Source organism: Streptomyces longisporoflavus (assembly GCF_014649775.1).
Classification (GTDB): domain Bacteria; phylum Actinomycetota; class Actinomycetes; order Streptomycetales; family Streptomycetaceae; genus Streptomyces; species Streptomyces longisporoflavus.
In genome coordinates this window covers 72,957-88,207 of sequence record NZ_BMTR01000010.1, presented here as the reverse complement: position 1 = coordinate 88,207, position 15,251 = coordinate 72,957, and the positions used below count along the sequence as shown (strand labels likewise).

The following is a 15,251-nucleotide window of genomic DNA, read 5'->3' as shown; positions in this document are numbered from 1 at the left end:
CTCACCCCGTTTCTCAGGGAATTCACAGGTTGCCGAAAGCTCCCTCTCACGGCCGCCCCGCAACCTGTACGGCATGACTACGACCTCGCCCCAGGGGCGTACCGAACTGCTCAGGGCGGACGGGAGCCCCGTCCGCGTACTCGTCGTCGACGACGAGGTCTCGCTGACCGAGCTGCTCTCGATGGCCCTGCGCTACGAGGGCTGGCAGATCCGCAGCGCGGGGGACGGCGCCGGCGCGGTCCGTGCCGCCCGTGCCTTCCGGCCCGACGCCGTCGTGCTCGACATGATGCTGCCGGACATGGACGGCCTCGCCGTACTCGGACGGCTGCGGCGCGAGCTGCCCGACGTCCCGGTGCTGTTCCTGACGGCCAAGGACGCCGTGGAGGACCGCATCGCCGGTCTCACCGCCGGGGGCGACGACTACGTGACCAAGCCCTTCAGCCTGGAGGAAGTCGTCGCGCGGCTGCGCGGCCTCATCCGCCGGGCGGGGGCCGCCGACCGGCGCAGTGAGTCCGTACTCGCCGTGGGGGATCTGACCCTCGACGAGGACAGTCACGAGGTCACGCGGGGCGGGGACTCCATCCACCTCACCGCCACCGAGTTCGAGCTCCTGCGCTTCCTGATGCGCAACCCGCGCCGCGTGCTCAGCAAGGCGCAGATCCTGGACCGCGTGTGGAACTACGACTTCGGGGGCCAGGCCAACGTCGTCGAGCTCTACATCTCGTACCTGCGGAGGAAGATCGACGCCGGGCGTGAGCCGATGATCCACACGCGGCGCGGAGCCGGTTACCTGATCAAGGCCGCGCCCTCGACCGAGGTGGCCGCCGCCTCATGACGCGGCGGCGGCAGCCGCGGTCGCTGCGGACGCGGCTCGTCGTCTCGGCGGTGGCGCTGATCGCCGTCGTCTGCGCGGTGATCGGCACGGTGACGACCATCGCGCTGCGCTCGCATCTGTACGACCAGCTGGACAAGTCGCTCGCGGCCGTGGCGATGCGGGCGTCGGGGCCGATGCCGAAGCCGGGGGCCGAGCTTCCCGGCGTCCTGTCCGGGGACGGGGACGAGGACGCGGCGAACGATCCGCTGCGGTTCGTCTCCAAGGGGCCCCAGGAGCTCGGCACCATCGGCGCCGTCGTGGAGGACGACGGCTCGGTCGGTCAGGCCCTGGTCAGCAACGAGTCGGACAGCGGCAGCATCGAGCCGCAGACCGAGCAGCTCGACGGGGCGCAGTCGGACGCGCTCGGGTCCGTGCCGCGCGACGGGGACGAGCACAACGCCGACATCCCCGGCCTCGGCGAGTACCGCGTGGTGTACACGGCGGGGCCCAACGGCGACTTCCTCGTCGGCATCCCCACGGCGAAGGTGCAGAACACCCTCGAAACGCTGATCATCGTCGAGGTCAGCGTCACCGCCGCGGGCCTGGTCGCGGCCTCGCTCACCGGCGCGGTGATGGTCGGCGTCGCCCTGCGCCCGTTGCGCCGGGTCGCGGCGACCGCCACGCGCGTATCCGAACTGCCGCTGCACAGCGGCGAGGTGGCGCTGTACGAGCGCGTGCCCGACACGGAGCCGAACACGGAAGTCGGGCAGGTGGGCGCCGCGCTCAACCGGATGCTCGACCACGTCCACTCCGCGCTGCACGCGCGGCAGGAGAGCGAGACGCGGGTACGTCAGTTCGTCGCGGACGCCAGTCATGAGCTGCGTACGCCGCTGGCCTCGATCCGCGGCTATGCCGAACTGACGCGCCGGGGGCGGGAGTCGACCGGTCCTGACACGCGGCACGCGCTGGGGCGCATCGAGTCCGAGGCACAGCGGATGTCGGGGCTCGTGGAGGATCTGCTGCTGCTCGCGCGCCTCGACGAGGGGCGGGACGAGGGGCGGGACGGGACACGTTCCGGGACGCCCGGCCGACCCGGAGCCAGACTGCCGCTCTCGTACGAGAGCACTGATCTCTCGCCGCTGGTCGTGGACACCGTGAGCGACGCGCGGGCCGCGGGCCCCGGGCACTACTGGGCCCTTGAGCTGCCCGACGAGCCCGCGCTCGTCCTCGCCGACCCGGCCCGTCTCCAGCAGGTCGTCGTCAATCTGCTGGCCAACGCGCGTACGCACACACCACCGGGCACGAAGGTCACCGCCCGCGTGCGGCGGGCCGGACCCGGCGTCTGCCTGGAGGTCGAGGACAACGGCCCCGGCATCGCCCCCGCCCTCCTCCCCCACGTCTTCGAGCGCTTCGCCCGCGGCGACGCCTCACGCTCCCGCAACGCGGGTTCAACGGGGCTCGGCCTCGCCCTCGTACAGGCCATAGTCGAGGCCCACGGCGGCGGTGTGGAAGTCGAGAGCGTGCCGGGCCGTACGGTCTTCACGGTCGCGTTGCCCGCAGTATCGGAGCAGGTCAGCGGCCCGTCGCGGCACTCACAGGCGGGCCACAGCCTCACCACACAGGCCTGACAGACCACTTGGCGAATGTCGGTGCCATGCAAACCGACTCTGCTTCGGGCGGTGCTTGCTCGGTCCCTCTGCCGGCCCGGGCCCACCTCCCCGCCGGATGGCGTGATGCGCCCGTTCCCGTGCCCGTGCCCGTCCTGGACATCGTGATCCCCGTCTACAACGAGGAGAAGGATCTGGAGCCGTGCGTGCGGCGCCTGCACGAGCACCTCGTACGGACCTTCCCCTACCCCTTCCGCATCACCGTCGCGGACAACGCGTCCACGGACCGCACCCCCGAGGTGGCGGCGCGGCTCGCGGCGTCGAGCGAGGAGGTCCGGTACACGCGCCTCGAACAGAAGGGGCGCGGCCGTGCCCTGCGCGCCGTGTGGTCCGCGTCGGACGCCCCCGTCCTCGCCTACATGGACGTGGACCTGTCCACCGACCTCAACGCGCTGCTCCCGCTGGTGGCGCCGCTGATCTCCGGGCACTCGGACCTGGCGATCGGCTCACGGCTCGCGCGCAGTTCGCGGGTGGTGCGCGGCCCGAAGCGGGAGTTCATCTCGCGTACGTACAACCTCATCCTGCGCGGCTCGCTCCAGGCCCGCTTCTCCGACGCCCAGTGCGGGTTCAAGGCGATCAGGAGCGATGTGGCGGGGGTGCTGCTGCCGCTCGTCGAGGACACGGGGTGGTTCTTCGACACGGAGATGCTGGTGCTCGCCGAGCGCGCGGGCCTGCGTATCCACGAGGTTCCGGTCGACTGGGTCGACGACCCGGACTCCACGGTTCACCTGGTCAGGACGGCCACGGACGACCTGAAGGGTGTGTGGCGGGTGGGGAAGGCCCTCGCTGTCGGCGCCCTCCCTCTCGACCGCCTCGCGCGCCCCTTCGGGGACGACCCGCGCGACCGGCAACTGGCCGGTGTGCCGCGCGGCCTCGCCCGCCAGCTGGTCGGCTTCTGCGTGGTCGGCGCGCTCTCCACGCTCTTCTACCTGCTTCTGTACTCCGGTTTCCGTACGTTCTCGGGCTCGCAGGTGGCCAACGCGCTCGCCCTGCTCGTGTCGGCGGTCGCCAACACCGCCGCCAACCGGCGGCTGACCTTCGGGGTGCGCGGCCGTGACCGCGCGATGCGCCACCAGGCACAGGGCCTGGTGGTCTTCGCCATCGGCCTCGTCCTGACCAGCGGTTCGCTGGCCGCCCTCGACGCGGCGTCGGGCAACGCGTCCCACGGCACGGAACTCGCGGTGCTCATAGCCGCCAACCTCGCGGCGACGGTGCTGCGGTTCCTGCTCCTGCGGGCCTGGGTCTTCCCGGAGCGGCGCTCCGACGCGATGCCGCCGCCCGACGCCTCGTCCTCGTACGAGACCGACTACGCACACGACCCGAGGAACGCACGATGACGACGACCTCCCACGCGCCCCAGTCGGTGCCGCCACCCGCGGCGACGCATGGGCGAGCCCACCGGGCCACGCGCACCCTGCCCGCGCGGCTCTGGCGCGGACGCCACGACGACCCGCGCTGGGCGCGTCCCGCCTTCCTCGGGCTGCTGCTCGCGACCGCGGTCCTCTACCTCTACAACCTCAGCGCGTCCGGCTACGCCAACTCCTTCTACTCCGCGGCCGTCCAGGCGGGCAGCCAGAGCTGGAAGGCGATGTTCTTCGGCTCGCTCGACGCGGGCAACGCGATCACCGTCGACAAGCCCCCGGCCGCGCTCTGGCCGATGGCACTCTCCGTGCGCCTCTTCGGCCTCAACTCCTGGGCGGTGCTCGCCCCGCAGGTGCTGATGGGCGTCGCGACGGTCGGTGTCCTGTACGCGGCCGTCCGCCGCCGCTTCAGTCCGGCGGCCGGGCTCATCGCGGGCGCGGTGCTCGCGCTGACGCCCGTCGCCGCGCTGATGTTCCGGTTCAACAACCCGGACGCGCTGCTCGCGCTCCTGATGACGGTCACCGTGTACTGCGTCCTGCGCGCACTGGAGAACGGCCGCACCAAGTGGCTGGTGTGGGCGGGCGTCGTGGTCGGCCTCGCCTTCCTCGCCAAGACGCTCCAGGCGTTCCTGATCCTGCCGCCGCTCGCCGTCCTGTACGCGGTGTGCGCGCCCGTGCGGCTGCGCAAGCGCTTCGGCCAGCTGGCACTCTCCGGGCTCGCGATGATCGTGGCCGGCGGCTGGTGGGTGGCGATCGTGGAGCTCTGGCCCGCGTCCTCACGCCCGTACATCGGCGGCTCGCAGAAGAACTCCTTCCTTGAGCTGACCTTCGGCTACAACGGCCTCGGCCGCATCAACGGCGAGGAGACCGGCAGCGTCGGCGGCGGGGGCGGTCCCGGCGGTGGCGGTGGCGGTGGCATGCAGTGGGGCGAGACCGGGCTCGGGCGGATGTTCAACTCCGAGGTCGGCGCCCAGATTTCGTGGCTGCTGCCCGCCGCGCTGATCCTGCTCGTCGGCGGCATCATCCTCACCTGGAAGGCCCGCAGGACCGACACCACGCGCTCGGCGTTCGTGGCGTGGGGCAGCGCCCTGCTGATGACGGCGGCCGTCTTCAGCTTCATGGCGGGGATCTTCCACCAGTACTACACGGTCGCCCTCGCCCCCTACATCGCGGCGCTGATCGGCATGGGCGCCACGGTCCTGTGGGAGGAGCGGGCCAAGTGGTGGGCGGGCGCGCTGCTCGGCGTGGCCGTCGCGGGCACGGCCTGGTGGGGGTACGTCCTGCTCGGCCGGACCCCGGACTACCTGCCTTGGCTGCGCTGGGCGGTGCTCGTGGGCGGCCTCGTGGGCGCGGTCGGGCTGCTGCTCGCGGCGCGGCTCGGGCGGCAGCTGGCTCTGGTGGCGGTCGGACTGAGCTTCGCTGCCTCGCTGGCGGGGTCGGTCGCGTACACGCTCTCCACGGTGAACAGCGCGCACACCGGGTCGATCGTGACCGCGGGGCCTGCTTCGGCGGGCGGCATGGGTGGACCTGGCGGCGGAGGCGGCCGTCCCGGTGGCGGTGGCGGTGGCGGCGGGATGCAGCCGCCCGGCCAGGGTCAGAGGGGCCAGGCCCCCGGCGGCCAGAACGGCAACGCCATGCAGCCCCCCGGTCGGAACGGCCAGCAGGGCAAGCAGCAGCAAGGCGGCATGCCCGGCGGCCGTACCGGCGAGCGCGGCGGCATCGGCGGAGGCGGCGGCATGGGCGGCCTTCTCGACGGTGCTCAAGTCAGCGCCAAGGCGAAGAAGCTCCTGGAGGCGGACGCCGGCGACTACACCTGGGCGGCGGCGGCCATCGGCTCGCAGAACGCCGCGAGCTACCAACTCGCCACCGGTGACCCGGTGATGGCGATCGGCGGATTCAACGGCAGCGACCCGTCACCGACCCTCGCCCAGTTCAAGCAGTACGTCGAGGACGGGAAGATCCACTACTTCATCTCCGGCGGTGGCATGGGAGGCGGCGTGGGCGGCGACAGCGGCACCTCCTCCAAGATCACCTCCTGGGTGGAGGACAACTACAAGAAGGTCACCGTCGGCAGTGCGACCTTCTACGACCTGACCCAGCCGAAGAAGAGCTGACAGCTTCCGCCCGCAAGGGGCCGAACGCACCTGCGGCCGGCCCCTTCGTCATGCCCGCATGCCCGCGCATACCCGTCTTGTACGCCGTACGGGGAATGCTTTACGGTGTACATCACCACTCCACATACACCGTATAAGCAGAAGGAGAGGAGAGGGCATGACGGCAGCGACGACCGCCGAGACCCCCACCCCCTCACACGGGCATCCGCAGCGGTGGCTGATCCTCGGCGTCATCTGCCTCGCTCAGCTCACCGTCCTCCTGGACAACACCGTCCTCAACGTCGCCATCCCCTCCCTCACCAAGGAGCTGGACGCGTCCACGGCGGACATCCAGTGGATGATCAACGCCTATTCGCTGGTCCAGTCCGGCCTTCTGCTCACCGCGGGCAGCTCCGCCGACCGCTACGGCCGCAAGAAGATGCTCGTCGCGGGCCTCGCGCTCTTCGGCATCGGATCGCTGGTCGCGGGCCTCTCCCAGTCCTCCGCGCAGCTCATCGCCGCGCGGGCCGGAATGGGCGTCGGCGGCGCCCTCCTGATGACCACCACCCTCGCGGTGGTCGTGCAGATCTTCGACGACAGCGAGCGGATGAAGGCGATCGGCCTCTGGTCGACCGTGAACTCCCTCGGCTTCGCGCTCGGCCCGCTGATGGGCGGGGTCATGCTCAACCACTTCTGGTGGGGCGCGATCTTCCTGATCAACATCCCCGTGGCGCTCATCGGTCTCGTCGCCGTGATCAAGCTGGTCCCCGAGTCCAAGAACCCGCAGGGCGACCGCCCCGACCTGCTCGGCGCGCTGCTTTCGACGATCGGCATGGCCTCGGTCGTCTACGCGATCATCTCCGGGCCCGAGCACGGTTGGACGTCGACGCAGGTGCTCGGCGCCGCCGCGATGGGCGTGGCCGTACTCGGCATCTTCGTCTGGTGGGAGCTGCGCATCCCGTACCCGATGCTGGACATGCACTTCTTCCGCAACCAGAAGTTCATCGGCGCCGTCGCGGGCGCCATCCTGGTCGCCTTCGGCCTCGGCGGTTCGCTGTTCCTGCTGACCCAGCATCTCCAGTTCGTCCTCGGATACGAGCCGTTGGAGGCGGGCCTGCGCACGGCACCGCTCGCGGTCACCGTGGTCGCGCTCAACCTCACCGGGCTCGGCGCGCGGCTCCTGAAGAAGACCAGCACCCCCGCGACGATCGCCATCGGCATGACCCTGCTCGCCGCGGGCCTCGCCGCGATCGCCGTACTCGGCGGCGACAACTACACCGGCATGCTGACCGGTCTCATCGTGATGGGCGCGGGCATCGCGTTCGCCATGCCCGCCATGGCCAACGCGATCATGAGCGCGATACCGCCGGCGAAGGCGGGCGTGGGCGCGGGCGTCAACGGCACGCTCGCGGAGTTCGGCAACGGCCTCGGCGTCGCGGTCCTCGGCGCTGTCCTGAACTCGCGCTTCGCCTCGCTCGTCACCGTCTCCGCGGTCTCGCTGCCCGCGGCCCTTGCGGCTGCCGGGTCCGACGCCGAACGTACGAGGATCGCCGACGCGTTCTCCTCGGGCCTTGAGACCAGTCAGCTGGTGGGGGCGGTGGCCGTGTTCCTCGGGGGCATGGTGGCGGCAGCGTTGCTCAAGCGTGCGGAGAGGGCAGACTCTGCGAAGACGGACCCGGCCACGGCGTCCGCATAGCATCGACGGGCGGGCGACGGACTGGCCGATTCCGGTCTGTCGCCCGCCTCGGGACCACCGGTACCAGTACAAGCTCAGGACCAGGAAGGTGCGCCATGGCGAAGGCAGCCGACCGCGCGAAGAGCCCCGCGCGGACCAGCGTCTGGCTGGAGGGCAAGGCCCTCCGCAACGGCGCGGGCCGCAGGAGTGATCAGCCGTCGGGCCTCGACCGGGAACGCATCACCGAGGCCACGGTCCGCCTCCTGGACGAGGAGGGCCTCGCCAAGTTCTCCATGCGCCGCCTCGCGGCGGACCTGAACGTCACGGCGATGTCCGTGTACTGGTACGTGGACACCAAGGACGACCTGCTCGAACTGGCCCTGGACGCGGCAGCCGGGGAGATGAACCTGCCGGACGTCGATTCGATCACGCCGGACGGCTGGCGCGAAACGCTGCGCGAACTGGCCGAGGAGTACCGGCGGTTGCTGGTCAGGCACGCCTGGGTGTCGCCGCTGGTCGGCAACTTCCTCAACATCGGCCCGAACTGGCTCAGGTTCGCTCTGACCGTGCAGAACGTGGTGCGCAAGACCGGTCTGCCCGCGAAGAAGCAGACCGGTGCGATCTCGGCGGTCTTCCAGTTCGTGTACGGATTCGGCACCGTGCAGGGCCACTACATCGCGCGGTGCGCGGCGGCGGGGCTCACTCCGGGGGAGTACTTCACGGAGGCCATGGCCGTGGTCCGCGACCACCCGGACGTGGAGGAGACCCTGCACAGCGCCGCCGACATGATGGAGGCGCGGGGCGGGGCCACGGTCGAGGAGATGTGGGAGCTGGACTTCACGGTCGCCCTCGACCTGCTGATCGCGGGCATCGAGGCGACACTCAAGCCCGGCCCGTAGGCCCGTACCGCACGCGCCGCTCAGGCCTTCGACGCCGGGAATCCCCCGGTGGCCACCGGCCCCCACCGCTCCGGAGTGATCCGGATGATGGACTTGCCCTGCTTCACCATGGCCTCGCGGTACTCGTCCCAGTCCGGGTGCTCGCCGGAGATGTTCCGGAAGTACTCGACGAGCGGCTCCACCGAGTCCGGGGAGTCGATGACCTCGGCCGTGCCGTCGATCTGCACCCACGGCCCGTTCCACTCGTCGCTGAGGACGATGATGCTGACCCGCGGGTTCCGCTTGGCGTTGCGCGTCTTGGCCCGCTCCGGATACGTGGACACCACGATCCGTCCGGAGTCGTCGACCCCGCAGGTCAGGGGAGATCCCTGCGGGGTTCCGTCCGACCGGCCCGTCAGCAGAATGGCGCGGTGCCTGGGGCGGACGAAGTCGAGCAACTCGTCGAGCGAGACCGTGGTGTTGGTAGCGATATTGGGTGCCATGAACGCACCCTAGTGCCGCACGCGGCGCTAGACCCGGGGGAGCGAGTCCCCTTGGACCGCCTGGATGTCGAGCTCCACCCGCAGGGTCGTACCGATCGCCGAGATGCCCGCCTGCACCACCTGGTTGTAGTTCATGGCGAAGTCCTCCCGGCGCAGCTCGGCCGTGGCCCGGAAGGCCGCGCGCGTGCCGCCCCAGGGGTCCGCGCCGGTGCCGAGGTAGCTCAGGTCCAGGTCGACCGGGCGTACGACACCGTGCATGCCGAGCTCGCCGTGGACGGTCCAGCGGTCCGATCCGGCGGGCGTGAGGCCGGTCGACCGGTAGGTCAGCTCCGGGTACTGCTCGACGTCCAGGAAGTCCGGCGACTTCAGGTGGCCGTCCCGCATGCCGTTGCCGGTGTCGATGGACGCCGACCTGATGACCGCCTCGACGCGCGACTTCTCCACGTCCTCGGCGATCTCCACGACCCCGCCGAACTCGGTGAACCGGCCGTGCACGCTGGTGATCCCCAGGTGCTGGGCGACCGCACCCACCGTCGAGTGCGCCGGGTCGATGGTCCAGGGCCCGGGCGGCGGCAGTTCGGTGCCGCCCTGCCGGGCCAGGACGATGTTGCCCACCTCGGCACGGCCGCTCGCCGTGACCATGGCGGTCGAGGCGACGGGCGCGTAGCCGACCGCGGTGACGATCACGGTGTACGGTCCCGGCGCCAGGTCCGTCGCGTCGCGCACGGCACCTTCCGCGTCCGCCGAGGCCCGCAGCACCTGCGTACCGGTCATGTCGGTGAGGGTGACGACGGCGTGCGACACCGCCCACCCGTCCCGCGTCCGAATCCGAGCGCTGAGTCCCATCCCGTTTTGCTCCTTGCCAAGCTCAAAGCTCAAAAGAAAGTGTGCGGCCCCCGGCGGCGGTGACACGGCCGTCCCCTGCCGTATGCGCCACCGCCGGTCCGGGGGCCCTTCCACAACCGGCCCGGGCACGCTCATCCGCTCGAAGGGCGCGCCCGGGCCGGGGTCAACTACTCGCCGGGGTGGGCGAGTTCGATGTCGTGGTCACCGACACCTTCACCGGCGACGGTCAGTCCCGTCGCCACCGGCGGGTAACCGGTCGCGATGACCGTGTACTCGCCGCTGTCCAGGTCGCTGAAGGCGTAGGCGCCGTCGGACCCGGTGGTCGCGGTGGCGACGACGTTGCCCGCCGCGTCCACCAGGGTGACGCGGGCGTCGTTCAGCGGACCGCCCTTGGCGCGGACGGTGCCGAGCACCTGCGCGCCGGCGTTCAGCTCGACCTCGACCCGGGTGACGCCGACCGCGCCGACCTCGACGGGCAGCGCCATCGGGCGGTGACCCGCGGCGTTCACCGCGATGGTGACCTGGCCGGGCACCAGCTCGGCGAAGGTGAACTCGCCCTGCTCACCGGTGAGCCCGGTGGCCAGGACATCGCCGCGCACGTCGGTCACGATGACCATCGCGCCGGACACCGGCAGCTTGCCGTCGGAGGCCCGCACCACACCGCTGAGGCCGCTCGTGCCGCTCAGCAGGATGTCGTACGTGAGCGCCTCGTCGGAGACGACGATCGTGGAGGCCTGCGGCTGGAAACCGTCGGCCGAAGCGATCAGTACGTACGAGCCCGCGCCCGGCGCGTCCACCGCGTAGGACCCGTCGCCCTGCGCGACCGCACGGCCCAGCTGCCGTCCCCCGAGGGAGATCAGCGTGACCGCGGCCCGCGGGACCGGGGTGCTCTCCGCGCCGCGGACGAAGCCGCGGACCGGGGTGCCGCCGAAGGTGGGCGGAAGGGTGTCACCGGCGGCCGCCGAGGCCACCGCCGCGAGCTTCTGCGTGCCCTCGGGGCCCGTCTCGGTGTGCGCGCCGACGGAGACGGGCACAGGCTGCTCTGCGGCGGCCGAGGCGGCGGCCGGGGCGGCGGAGGGAGTGGCCGCGGGGGCGTCGGCGTCCGAGGACTCGGCGGCCTGGGCCAGCGCACCGGACGTACGCAACGGAACCTCCTTGATGAAGATCGTGATCAGGAAGGCCAGGAAGGCCAGCGGCGCGGCGATCAGGAAGACGTCGGCGATGCCGTGCCCGTAGGCGCTCTCCATGACCGTGCGGAACGGAGCCGGGAGCTTGTCCAGGTCCGGGATGGCGCCGCCGCCCGTACCGCCGTGACCCGCCTTCGCGGCCTCGGGGCCGAGGTCGGCCAGGCCGTCCTTCACGTAGTGGGTGATGCGCGTGGACATCACGGCGCCGAGCGCCGAGACGCCCATGGCGCCACCGAGGGAACGGAAGAAGGTGACGACGGAGCTCGCGGCACCGAGGTCCTGGGGAGCGACCTGGTTCTGCGTGGCGAGCACGAGGTTCTGCATCATCATGCCGATGCCGAGACCCATCAGCGCCATGTAGATCGCGATGTGCCAGTACTCGGTGTCGTAGCGCATCGTGCCGAGCAGGCCGAGGCCCGCGGTCAGGAGCGCACCGCCGGTGACCAGCCAGGCCTTCCACTTGCCGGTCTTGGTGATGATCTGGCCCGAGACCGTCGAGGAGATGAACAGGCCGCCGATCATCGGGATCGTCATGACACCGGACATCGTCGGCGACTTGTCGCGCGCCAGCTGGAAGTACTGGCTGAAGAACACCGTGCCCGCGAACATGCCGACACCCACGAAGAGCGAGGCGAGCGAGGCGAGGGTGATGGTGCGGTTGCGGAAGAGGCGCAGCGGGATGATCGGCTCGCTCGCCTTGGCCTCGACGAGCAGGAAGAGCAGGCCGAGGACGATCGAACCGCCGACCATGGCGCCGGTCTGCCAGGACATCCAGTCGTACTTGTCACCCGCGAAGGTCACCCAGACCAGGAGCAGGCAGACGGCCGCGGTGATGAAGAAGGCGCCGCCCCAGTCGACCTTGACGTCCCGCTTCACGACGGGGAGCTTCAGGGTCTTCTGCAGGACGATCAGAGCGATGATCGCGAACGGCACGCCGACGTAGAAGCACCAGCGCCAGCCCAGCCACGACGTGTCGGTGATGACACCGCCGAGCAGCGGGCCGCCGACGGTGGCGACGGCGAAGGTCGCGCCGAGGTAGCCGGAGTAGCGGCCGCGCTCGCGCGGGGAAATCATCGCGGCCATCACGATCTGTGCGAGGGCGGAGAGACCGCCCACGCCTATGCCCTGCACGACACGACAGGCGATCAGCATCGACGGGCTCTGCGAGAGACCGGCGACGATCGAACCGCCGACGTAGATGATCAGGGCTATCTGGACCAGGGCCTTCTTGCTGAAGAGGTCCGACAGCTTGCCCCACAGGGGGGTGGTCGCCGTCATCGCCAGGAGCGACGCGGTGACGACCCAGGTGTAGGCGGACTGGCCGCCGCCCAGGTCGCCGATGATTTCGGGCAGGGCGTTGGAGACGATCGTCGACGACAGGATCGCGACGAACATGCCGAGCAGCAGGCCGGAGAGGGCCTCCATGATCTGCCGGTGTGTCATCGGAGCGTTCTCGTCATGAGTCGCCCCGTGCTTGGCGTGGCTGCCCCGCACACCGGATGGTGTGGTTGTTGCCATGGGCTTCCTCTTCATTACGCGGGTGTACGGGTGGTCTCTTCGAAGGGGAGCCGGGCCGAAGCCGCGCGGCAGTCCCCGAAACTGTCGCGCAGTCGCGCGAGCAGCGTGCTGAGCTGGACGACCTCGTCGTCTGACCAGTCATGCAAGTAGTGGGTGAGTGTCCTGATGGACAGCTCGGACAGCTCATTGACCTTGGTCTGGCCCGCGGGCGTCAGGCGCAAGATCCGGGAGCGCTTGTCGGCGGGGTCGGGTTCCCGGAGGATCCACTCCTTCTCGGCGACGTGGGCCACGTGGCGGGAAGTCACCGACATGTCCACGGCGAGCAGCTCGGCGAGCCTGCTCATCCGCATCTCTCCGTGCCGGTCGAGCAGGATGAGTACGGCGGCGGACCCGCCCGGGCAGTCGTGCGGCAAGCCTCGTCCGAGGCCGCGCTTCACGGCACCGATGGCGCTGAGCTGTCGGGCCAGGTCCTCGTAATGACGCTGCGCGGCCACGACACCTCCTATGTTGTTGCTTAGGGCAACGATAAAGACAGTTGGTTGCCGCAGGCAAACTAAAACTGGACCAACCGGCTAAAGAGTCGGCAAAGCTCTGGGGCCGCCCCAGTAAAGTCCGTGGTCAGCGGGGGTTGGGCCGACCCCCGATGGTTCGCTAGGGTCCTGCGCTATGGCACACAACCCCCAGGGCCCCCAGAACACCCCCGACCCGGCCGGCAGCACGCAGATGTTCCGCGCCTTCGTCGACGAGTCCCCCCAGGGCCGAGCCCAGCAGCCGGCGGCAGCATCCGCGGGCCCGCGCATCGGCCTGATCATCGGCGTCGTCATCGCGATCGCGGTGGTGGCGGGGGTGGCGTGGCTGGCGCTGAAGTAAGGACGCCCCGGAGGGGCGTTTAGGGGCGCGGGGAACTGCGCGCTCAGCCACGGCGGACCCGCAGGTACAAGACGACGGGCTACTCCCACTCGACGGAGACGTCCCGCGTCTCCACATGCATGCCCAGCGGCACGCGCCACGCGTCGACGCACACAGTCCAGGTCTTCTTGACGGACTTCCCCGCGTCGATGGGCGCGGGCAGCTTCTCCGTGGATTTCAGCGTGGCCCAGTCCACGCCAAGCGCACCGATGACGTGCGTCTCGAAGGTGACCGTCCCGGACCGCACCGGCGACCCCCCGGTGTTACGGAAGGAGACGGTCACCTTCTCGCACCAGCGGTCGTCCGCGGGCTTACGCTGCGGCTCACTCACGCTGAGCTTCGCGGGTCCGCTGGGCCCCGCGCTGGTGCCACCGCCGGGCGCGGAGGGAGATTCACTCGCCCCGCCTTCAGGGCGCCCCGCTGAGCCGCCCCCCGAACCACTCTCCGTACGAGGGGACTTGGCACCGTCAGCCGAGGAACCACCGCTGTCCGATCCGTCCGAGCTGCTCGGCCCGCCCGGAGAGCCGGAACCGGCCTTGCCGCCAGGGGACTTGCCGGAAGAGCCACCGGCGCCGGACTCCGACGGCGCGGGGGAGTCACCCTCACCCCCAGACTCACCACCGCCGCTCCCCCCGCCGGGAGGCACCAACGGCACAAGCTCCACCTCACCGGTGGGCGCAACTCCCTTGCCAGGCGCCCGCTCAGGGCCCGCACCGGCCGGCCCCGTGGCCACATAGCCGTCGTCACCGCCCCCGCCCCCGCAGGCGGCAAGGACCCCGCCCAGGCACAGGGCAGCCGTAGACGCGCTCAGTACGTTTCGTATGCCACGTCGCATCGCGACAGTGTGTCTGACGACCCGTCAATTAGGAACCCCGTCAGCAACTGCTGTCCCCCTGCGGCTCCTTGAGCGTCCCTGGCCACAGGGGGAGTGCGATCAGTCCGCGATGAGTCCTTCACGCAGCTGCGAAAGCGTCCGCGTGAGCAGCCGCGAGACGTGCATCTGCGAGATGCCGACCTCCTCGCCGATCTGCGACTGCGTCATGTTCGCGAAGAAGCGCAGCATGATGATGCGGCGCTCGCGCGGCGGCAGCTTGGCGAGCAGCGGCTTGAGGGACTCGCGGTACTCGACGCCTTCGAGCGCGCTGTCCTCGTACCCCAGGCGGTCGGCGAGGGAGCCCTCGCCGCCGTCGTCCTCCAGGGCCGGGGAGTCGAGCGAGGAGGCGGTGTACGCGTTCCCGACGGCCAGGCCGTCGACCACGTCCTCCTCGGACACCCCGAGTGCCTTGGCGAGTTCGGGCACGGTCGGTGAGCGGTCCAGCCGCTGCGCCAGCTCGTCGCTCGTCTTCGTCAGCGCGAGCCGCAGCTCCTGGAGGCGGCGCGGGACGCGCACCGACCAACTGGTGTCGCGGAAGAAGCGCTTGATCTCGCCGACGACGGTCGGCATCGCGAACGTCGGGAATTCCACGCCGCGTTCGCAGTCGAATCGGTCGATCGCCTTGATCAGGCCGATCGTGCCGACCTGGACGATGTCCTCCATCGGTTCGTTGCGGCTGCGGAAGCGCGCTGCCGCATACCGGACGAGCGGGAGGTTGAGCTCGATCAGCGTGTCCCTTACGTAGACACGCTCGGGGCTGTCCTTGTCGAGTGCGGCGAGCCGCAGGAACAGGGAGCGGGACAGGGTGCGGGTGTCGATGGCTCCTGAAGCCCCGGAAACACTTGAGCTCGCAAGCGCGTCGGGCGCTGATTCGCTCTTCGTGAGCGTGAGCACCTTCGAGCTGCCCTGGTCTGCGGACATGCCAC

The 15,251-nt window shown here is 70.5% G+C and carries 13 protein-coding genes; 7 read left to right on the top strand and 6 right to left on the bottom strand.

Annotated features, from left to right (window positions below):
* Positions 1 to 73: 73 nt before the first annotated feature.
* From IE226_RS21205 to IE226_RS21180, 6 genes are all read left to right on the top strand, one after another.
* A complete protein-coding gene (locus IE226_RS21205; RefSeq protein WP_190082883.1) occupies positions 74 to 835 on the top strand; it encodes a response regulator transcription factor in 762 nt (253 codons plus the stop codon).
* Positions 832 to 2,442, top strand: a complete 1,611-nt coding sequence (locus IE226_RS21200; RefSeq protein ID WP_190082882.1) for a sensor histidine kinase — start codon at positions 832 to 834, stop codon at positions 2,440 to 2,442. Before IE226_RS21205 ends, IE226_RS21200 begins: the two co-directional genes overlap by 4 nt.
* 26 nt (positions 2,443 to 2,468) lie before the next feature.
* A complete protein-coding gene (locus tag IE226_RS21195) occupies positions 2,469 to 3,818 on the top strand; it encodes a bifunctional glycosyltransferase family 2/GtrA family protein (protein ID WP_190082881.1) in 1,350 nt (449 codons plus the stop codon).
* A complete protein-coding gene (locus IE226_RS21190; protein WP_190082880.1) occupies positions 3,815 to 5,956 on the top strand; it encodes an ArnT family glycosyltransferase in 2,142 nt (713 codons plus the stop codon). Before IE226_RS21195 ends, IE226_RS21190 begins: the two co-directional genes overlap by 4 nt.
* Positions 5,957 to 6,113: 157 nt before the next feature.
* Positions 6,114 to 7,631: an MFS transporter gene (locus IE226_RS21185; protein ID WP_190082879.1), complete on the top strand. Its 1,518-nt coding sequence runs from the start codon at positions 6,114 to 6,116 to the stop codon at positions 7,629 to 7,631.
* A 95-nt stretch (positions 7,632 to 7,726) separates the two neighbouring features.
* A complete protein-coding gene (locus IE226_RS21180) occupies positions 7,727 to 8,509 on the top strand; it encodes a TetR/AcrR family transcriptional regulator (RefSeq protein ID WP_190082878.1) in 783 nt (260 codons plus the stop codon).
* A gap of 20 nt (positions 8,510 to 8,529) precedes the next feature.
* Here IE226_RS21180 and IE226_RS21175 read toward each other — a convergent pair whose 3' ends face one another.
* The 4 genes from IE226_RS21175 to IE226_RS21160 form a co-directional block, all read right to left on the bottom strand.
* The gene (locus tag IE226_RS21175; protein ID WP_190082877.1) at positions 8,530 to 8,991 is read right to left on the bottom strand and encodes a PPOX class F420-dependent oxidoreductase; all 462 of its coding nucleotides are present in this window, start codon (positions 8,989 to 8,991) and stop codon (positions 8,530 to 8,532) included.
* Positions 8,992 to 9,018: 27 nt separating this feature from the next.
* Positions 9,019 to 9,837 (bottom strand): YceI family protein, encoded by an 819-nt coding sequence (locus IE226_RS21170; RefSeq protein WP_190082876.1) that lies wholly within the window; start codon positions 9,835 to 9,837, stop codon positions 9,019 to 9,021.
* A gap of 167 nt (positions 9,838 to 10,004) precedes the next feature.
* The gene (locus IE226_RS21165) at positions 10,005 to 12,467 is read right to left on the bottom strand and encodes an MFS transporter (protein WP_506417423.1); all 2,463 of its coding nucleotides are present in this window, start codon (positions 12,465 to 12,467) and stop codon (positions 10,005 to 10,007) included.
* Between the two features lie 89 nt (positions 12,468 to 12,556).
* On the bottom strand, positions 12,557 to 13,036 hold the full coding sequence (locus IE226_RS21160; protein ID WP_190082874.1) for a MarR family winged helix-turn-helix transcriptional regulator: 480 nt from the start codon (positions 13,034 to 13,036) through the stop codon (positions 12,557 to 12,559).
* A 172-nt stretch (positions 13,037 to 13,208) separates the two neighbouring features.
* Between IE226_RS21160 and IE226_RS21155 the strand changes: the two genes are divergently transcribed.
* On the top strand, positions 13,209 to 13,412 hold the full coding sequence (locus tag IE226_RS21155) for a hypothetical protein (protein WP_190082873.1): 204 nt from the start codon (positions 13,209 to 13,211) through the stop codon (positions 13,410 to 13,412).
* Between the two features lie 79 nt (positions 13,413 to 13,491).
* Here the strand turns inward: IE226_RS21155 and IE226_RS45085 are convergent, their stop codons facing one another.
* Both IE226_RS45085 and IE226_RS21145 read right to left on the bottom strand, forming a co-directional pair.
* A complete protein-coding gene (locus tag IE226_RS45085; protein ID WP_308429504.1) occupies positions 13,492 to 13,782 on the bottom strand; it encodes a hypothetical protein in 291 nt (96 codons plus the stop codon).
* Between the two features lie 603 nt (positions 13,783 to 14,385).
* The gene (locus IE226_RS21145; protein ID WP_190082871.1) at positions 14,386 to 15,246 is read right to left on the bottom strand and encodes an RNA polymerase sigma factor SigF; all 861 of its coding nucleotides are present in this window, start codon (positions 15,244 to 15,246) and stop codon (positions 14,386 to 14,388) included.
* Between the last annotated feature and the right edge of the window lie 5 nt (positions 15,247 to 15,251).

What these genes read in the sequence shown, in the direction of transcription:
- IE226_RS21205 (WP_190082883.1), top strand. Translation starts at nt 74, where the DNA reads ATGACTACGACCTCGCCCCAGGGGCGTACCGAACTGCTCAGGGCGGAC.
- IE226_RS21200 (WP_190082882.1), top strand. Translation starts at nt 832, where the DNA reads ATGACGCGGCGGCGGCAGCCGCGGTCGCTGCGGACGCGGCTCGTCGTC.
- IE226_RS21195 (WP_190082881.1), top strand. Translation starts at nt 2,469, where the DNA reads ATGCAAACCGACTCTGCTTCGGGCGGTGCTTGCTCGGTCCCTCTGCCG.
- IE226_RS21190 (WP_190082880.1), top strand. Translation starts at nt 3,815, where the DNA reads ATGACGACGACCTCCCACGCGCCCCAGTCGGTGCCGCCACCCGCGGCG.
- IE226_RS21185 (WP_190082879.1), top strand. Translation starts at nt 6,114, where the DNA reads ATGACGGCAGCGACGACCGCCGAGACCCCCACCCCCTCACACGGGCAT.
- IE226_RS21180 (WP_190082878.1), top strand. Translation starts at nt 7,727, where the DNA reads ATGGCGAAGGCAGCCGACCGCGCGAAGAGCCCCGCGCGGACCAGCGTC.
- IE226_RS21175 (WP_190082877.1), bottom strand. Translation starts at nt 8,991, where the DNA reads ATGGCACCCAATATCGCTACCAACACCACGGTCTCGCTCGACGAGTTG.
- IE226_RS21170 (WP_190082876.1), bottom strand. Translation starts at nt 9,837, where the DNA reads ATGGGACTCAGCGCTCGGATTCGGACGCGGGACGGGTGGGCGGTGTCG.
- IE226_RS21165 (WP_506417423.1), bottom strand. Translation starts at nt 12,467, where the DNA reads ATGACACACCGGCAGATCATGGAGGCCCTCTCCGGCCTGCTGCTCGGC.
- IE226_RS21155 (WP_190082873.1), top strand. Translation starts at nt 13,209, where the DNA reads ATGGCACACAACCCCCAGGGCCCCCAGAACACCCCCGACCCGGCCGGC.
- IE226_RS21145 (WP_190082871.1), bottom strand. Translation starts at nt 15,246, where the DNA reads ATGTCCGCAGACCAGGGCAGCTCGAAGGTGCTCACGCTCACGAAGAGC.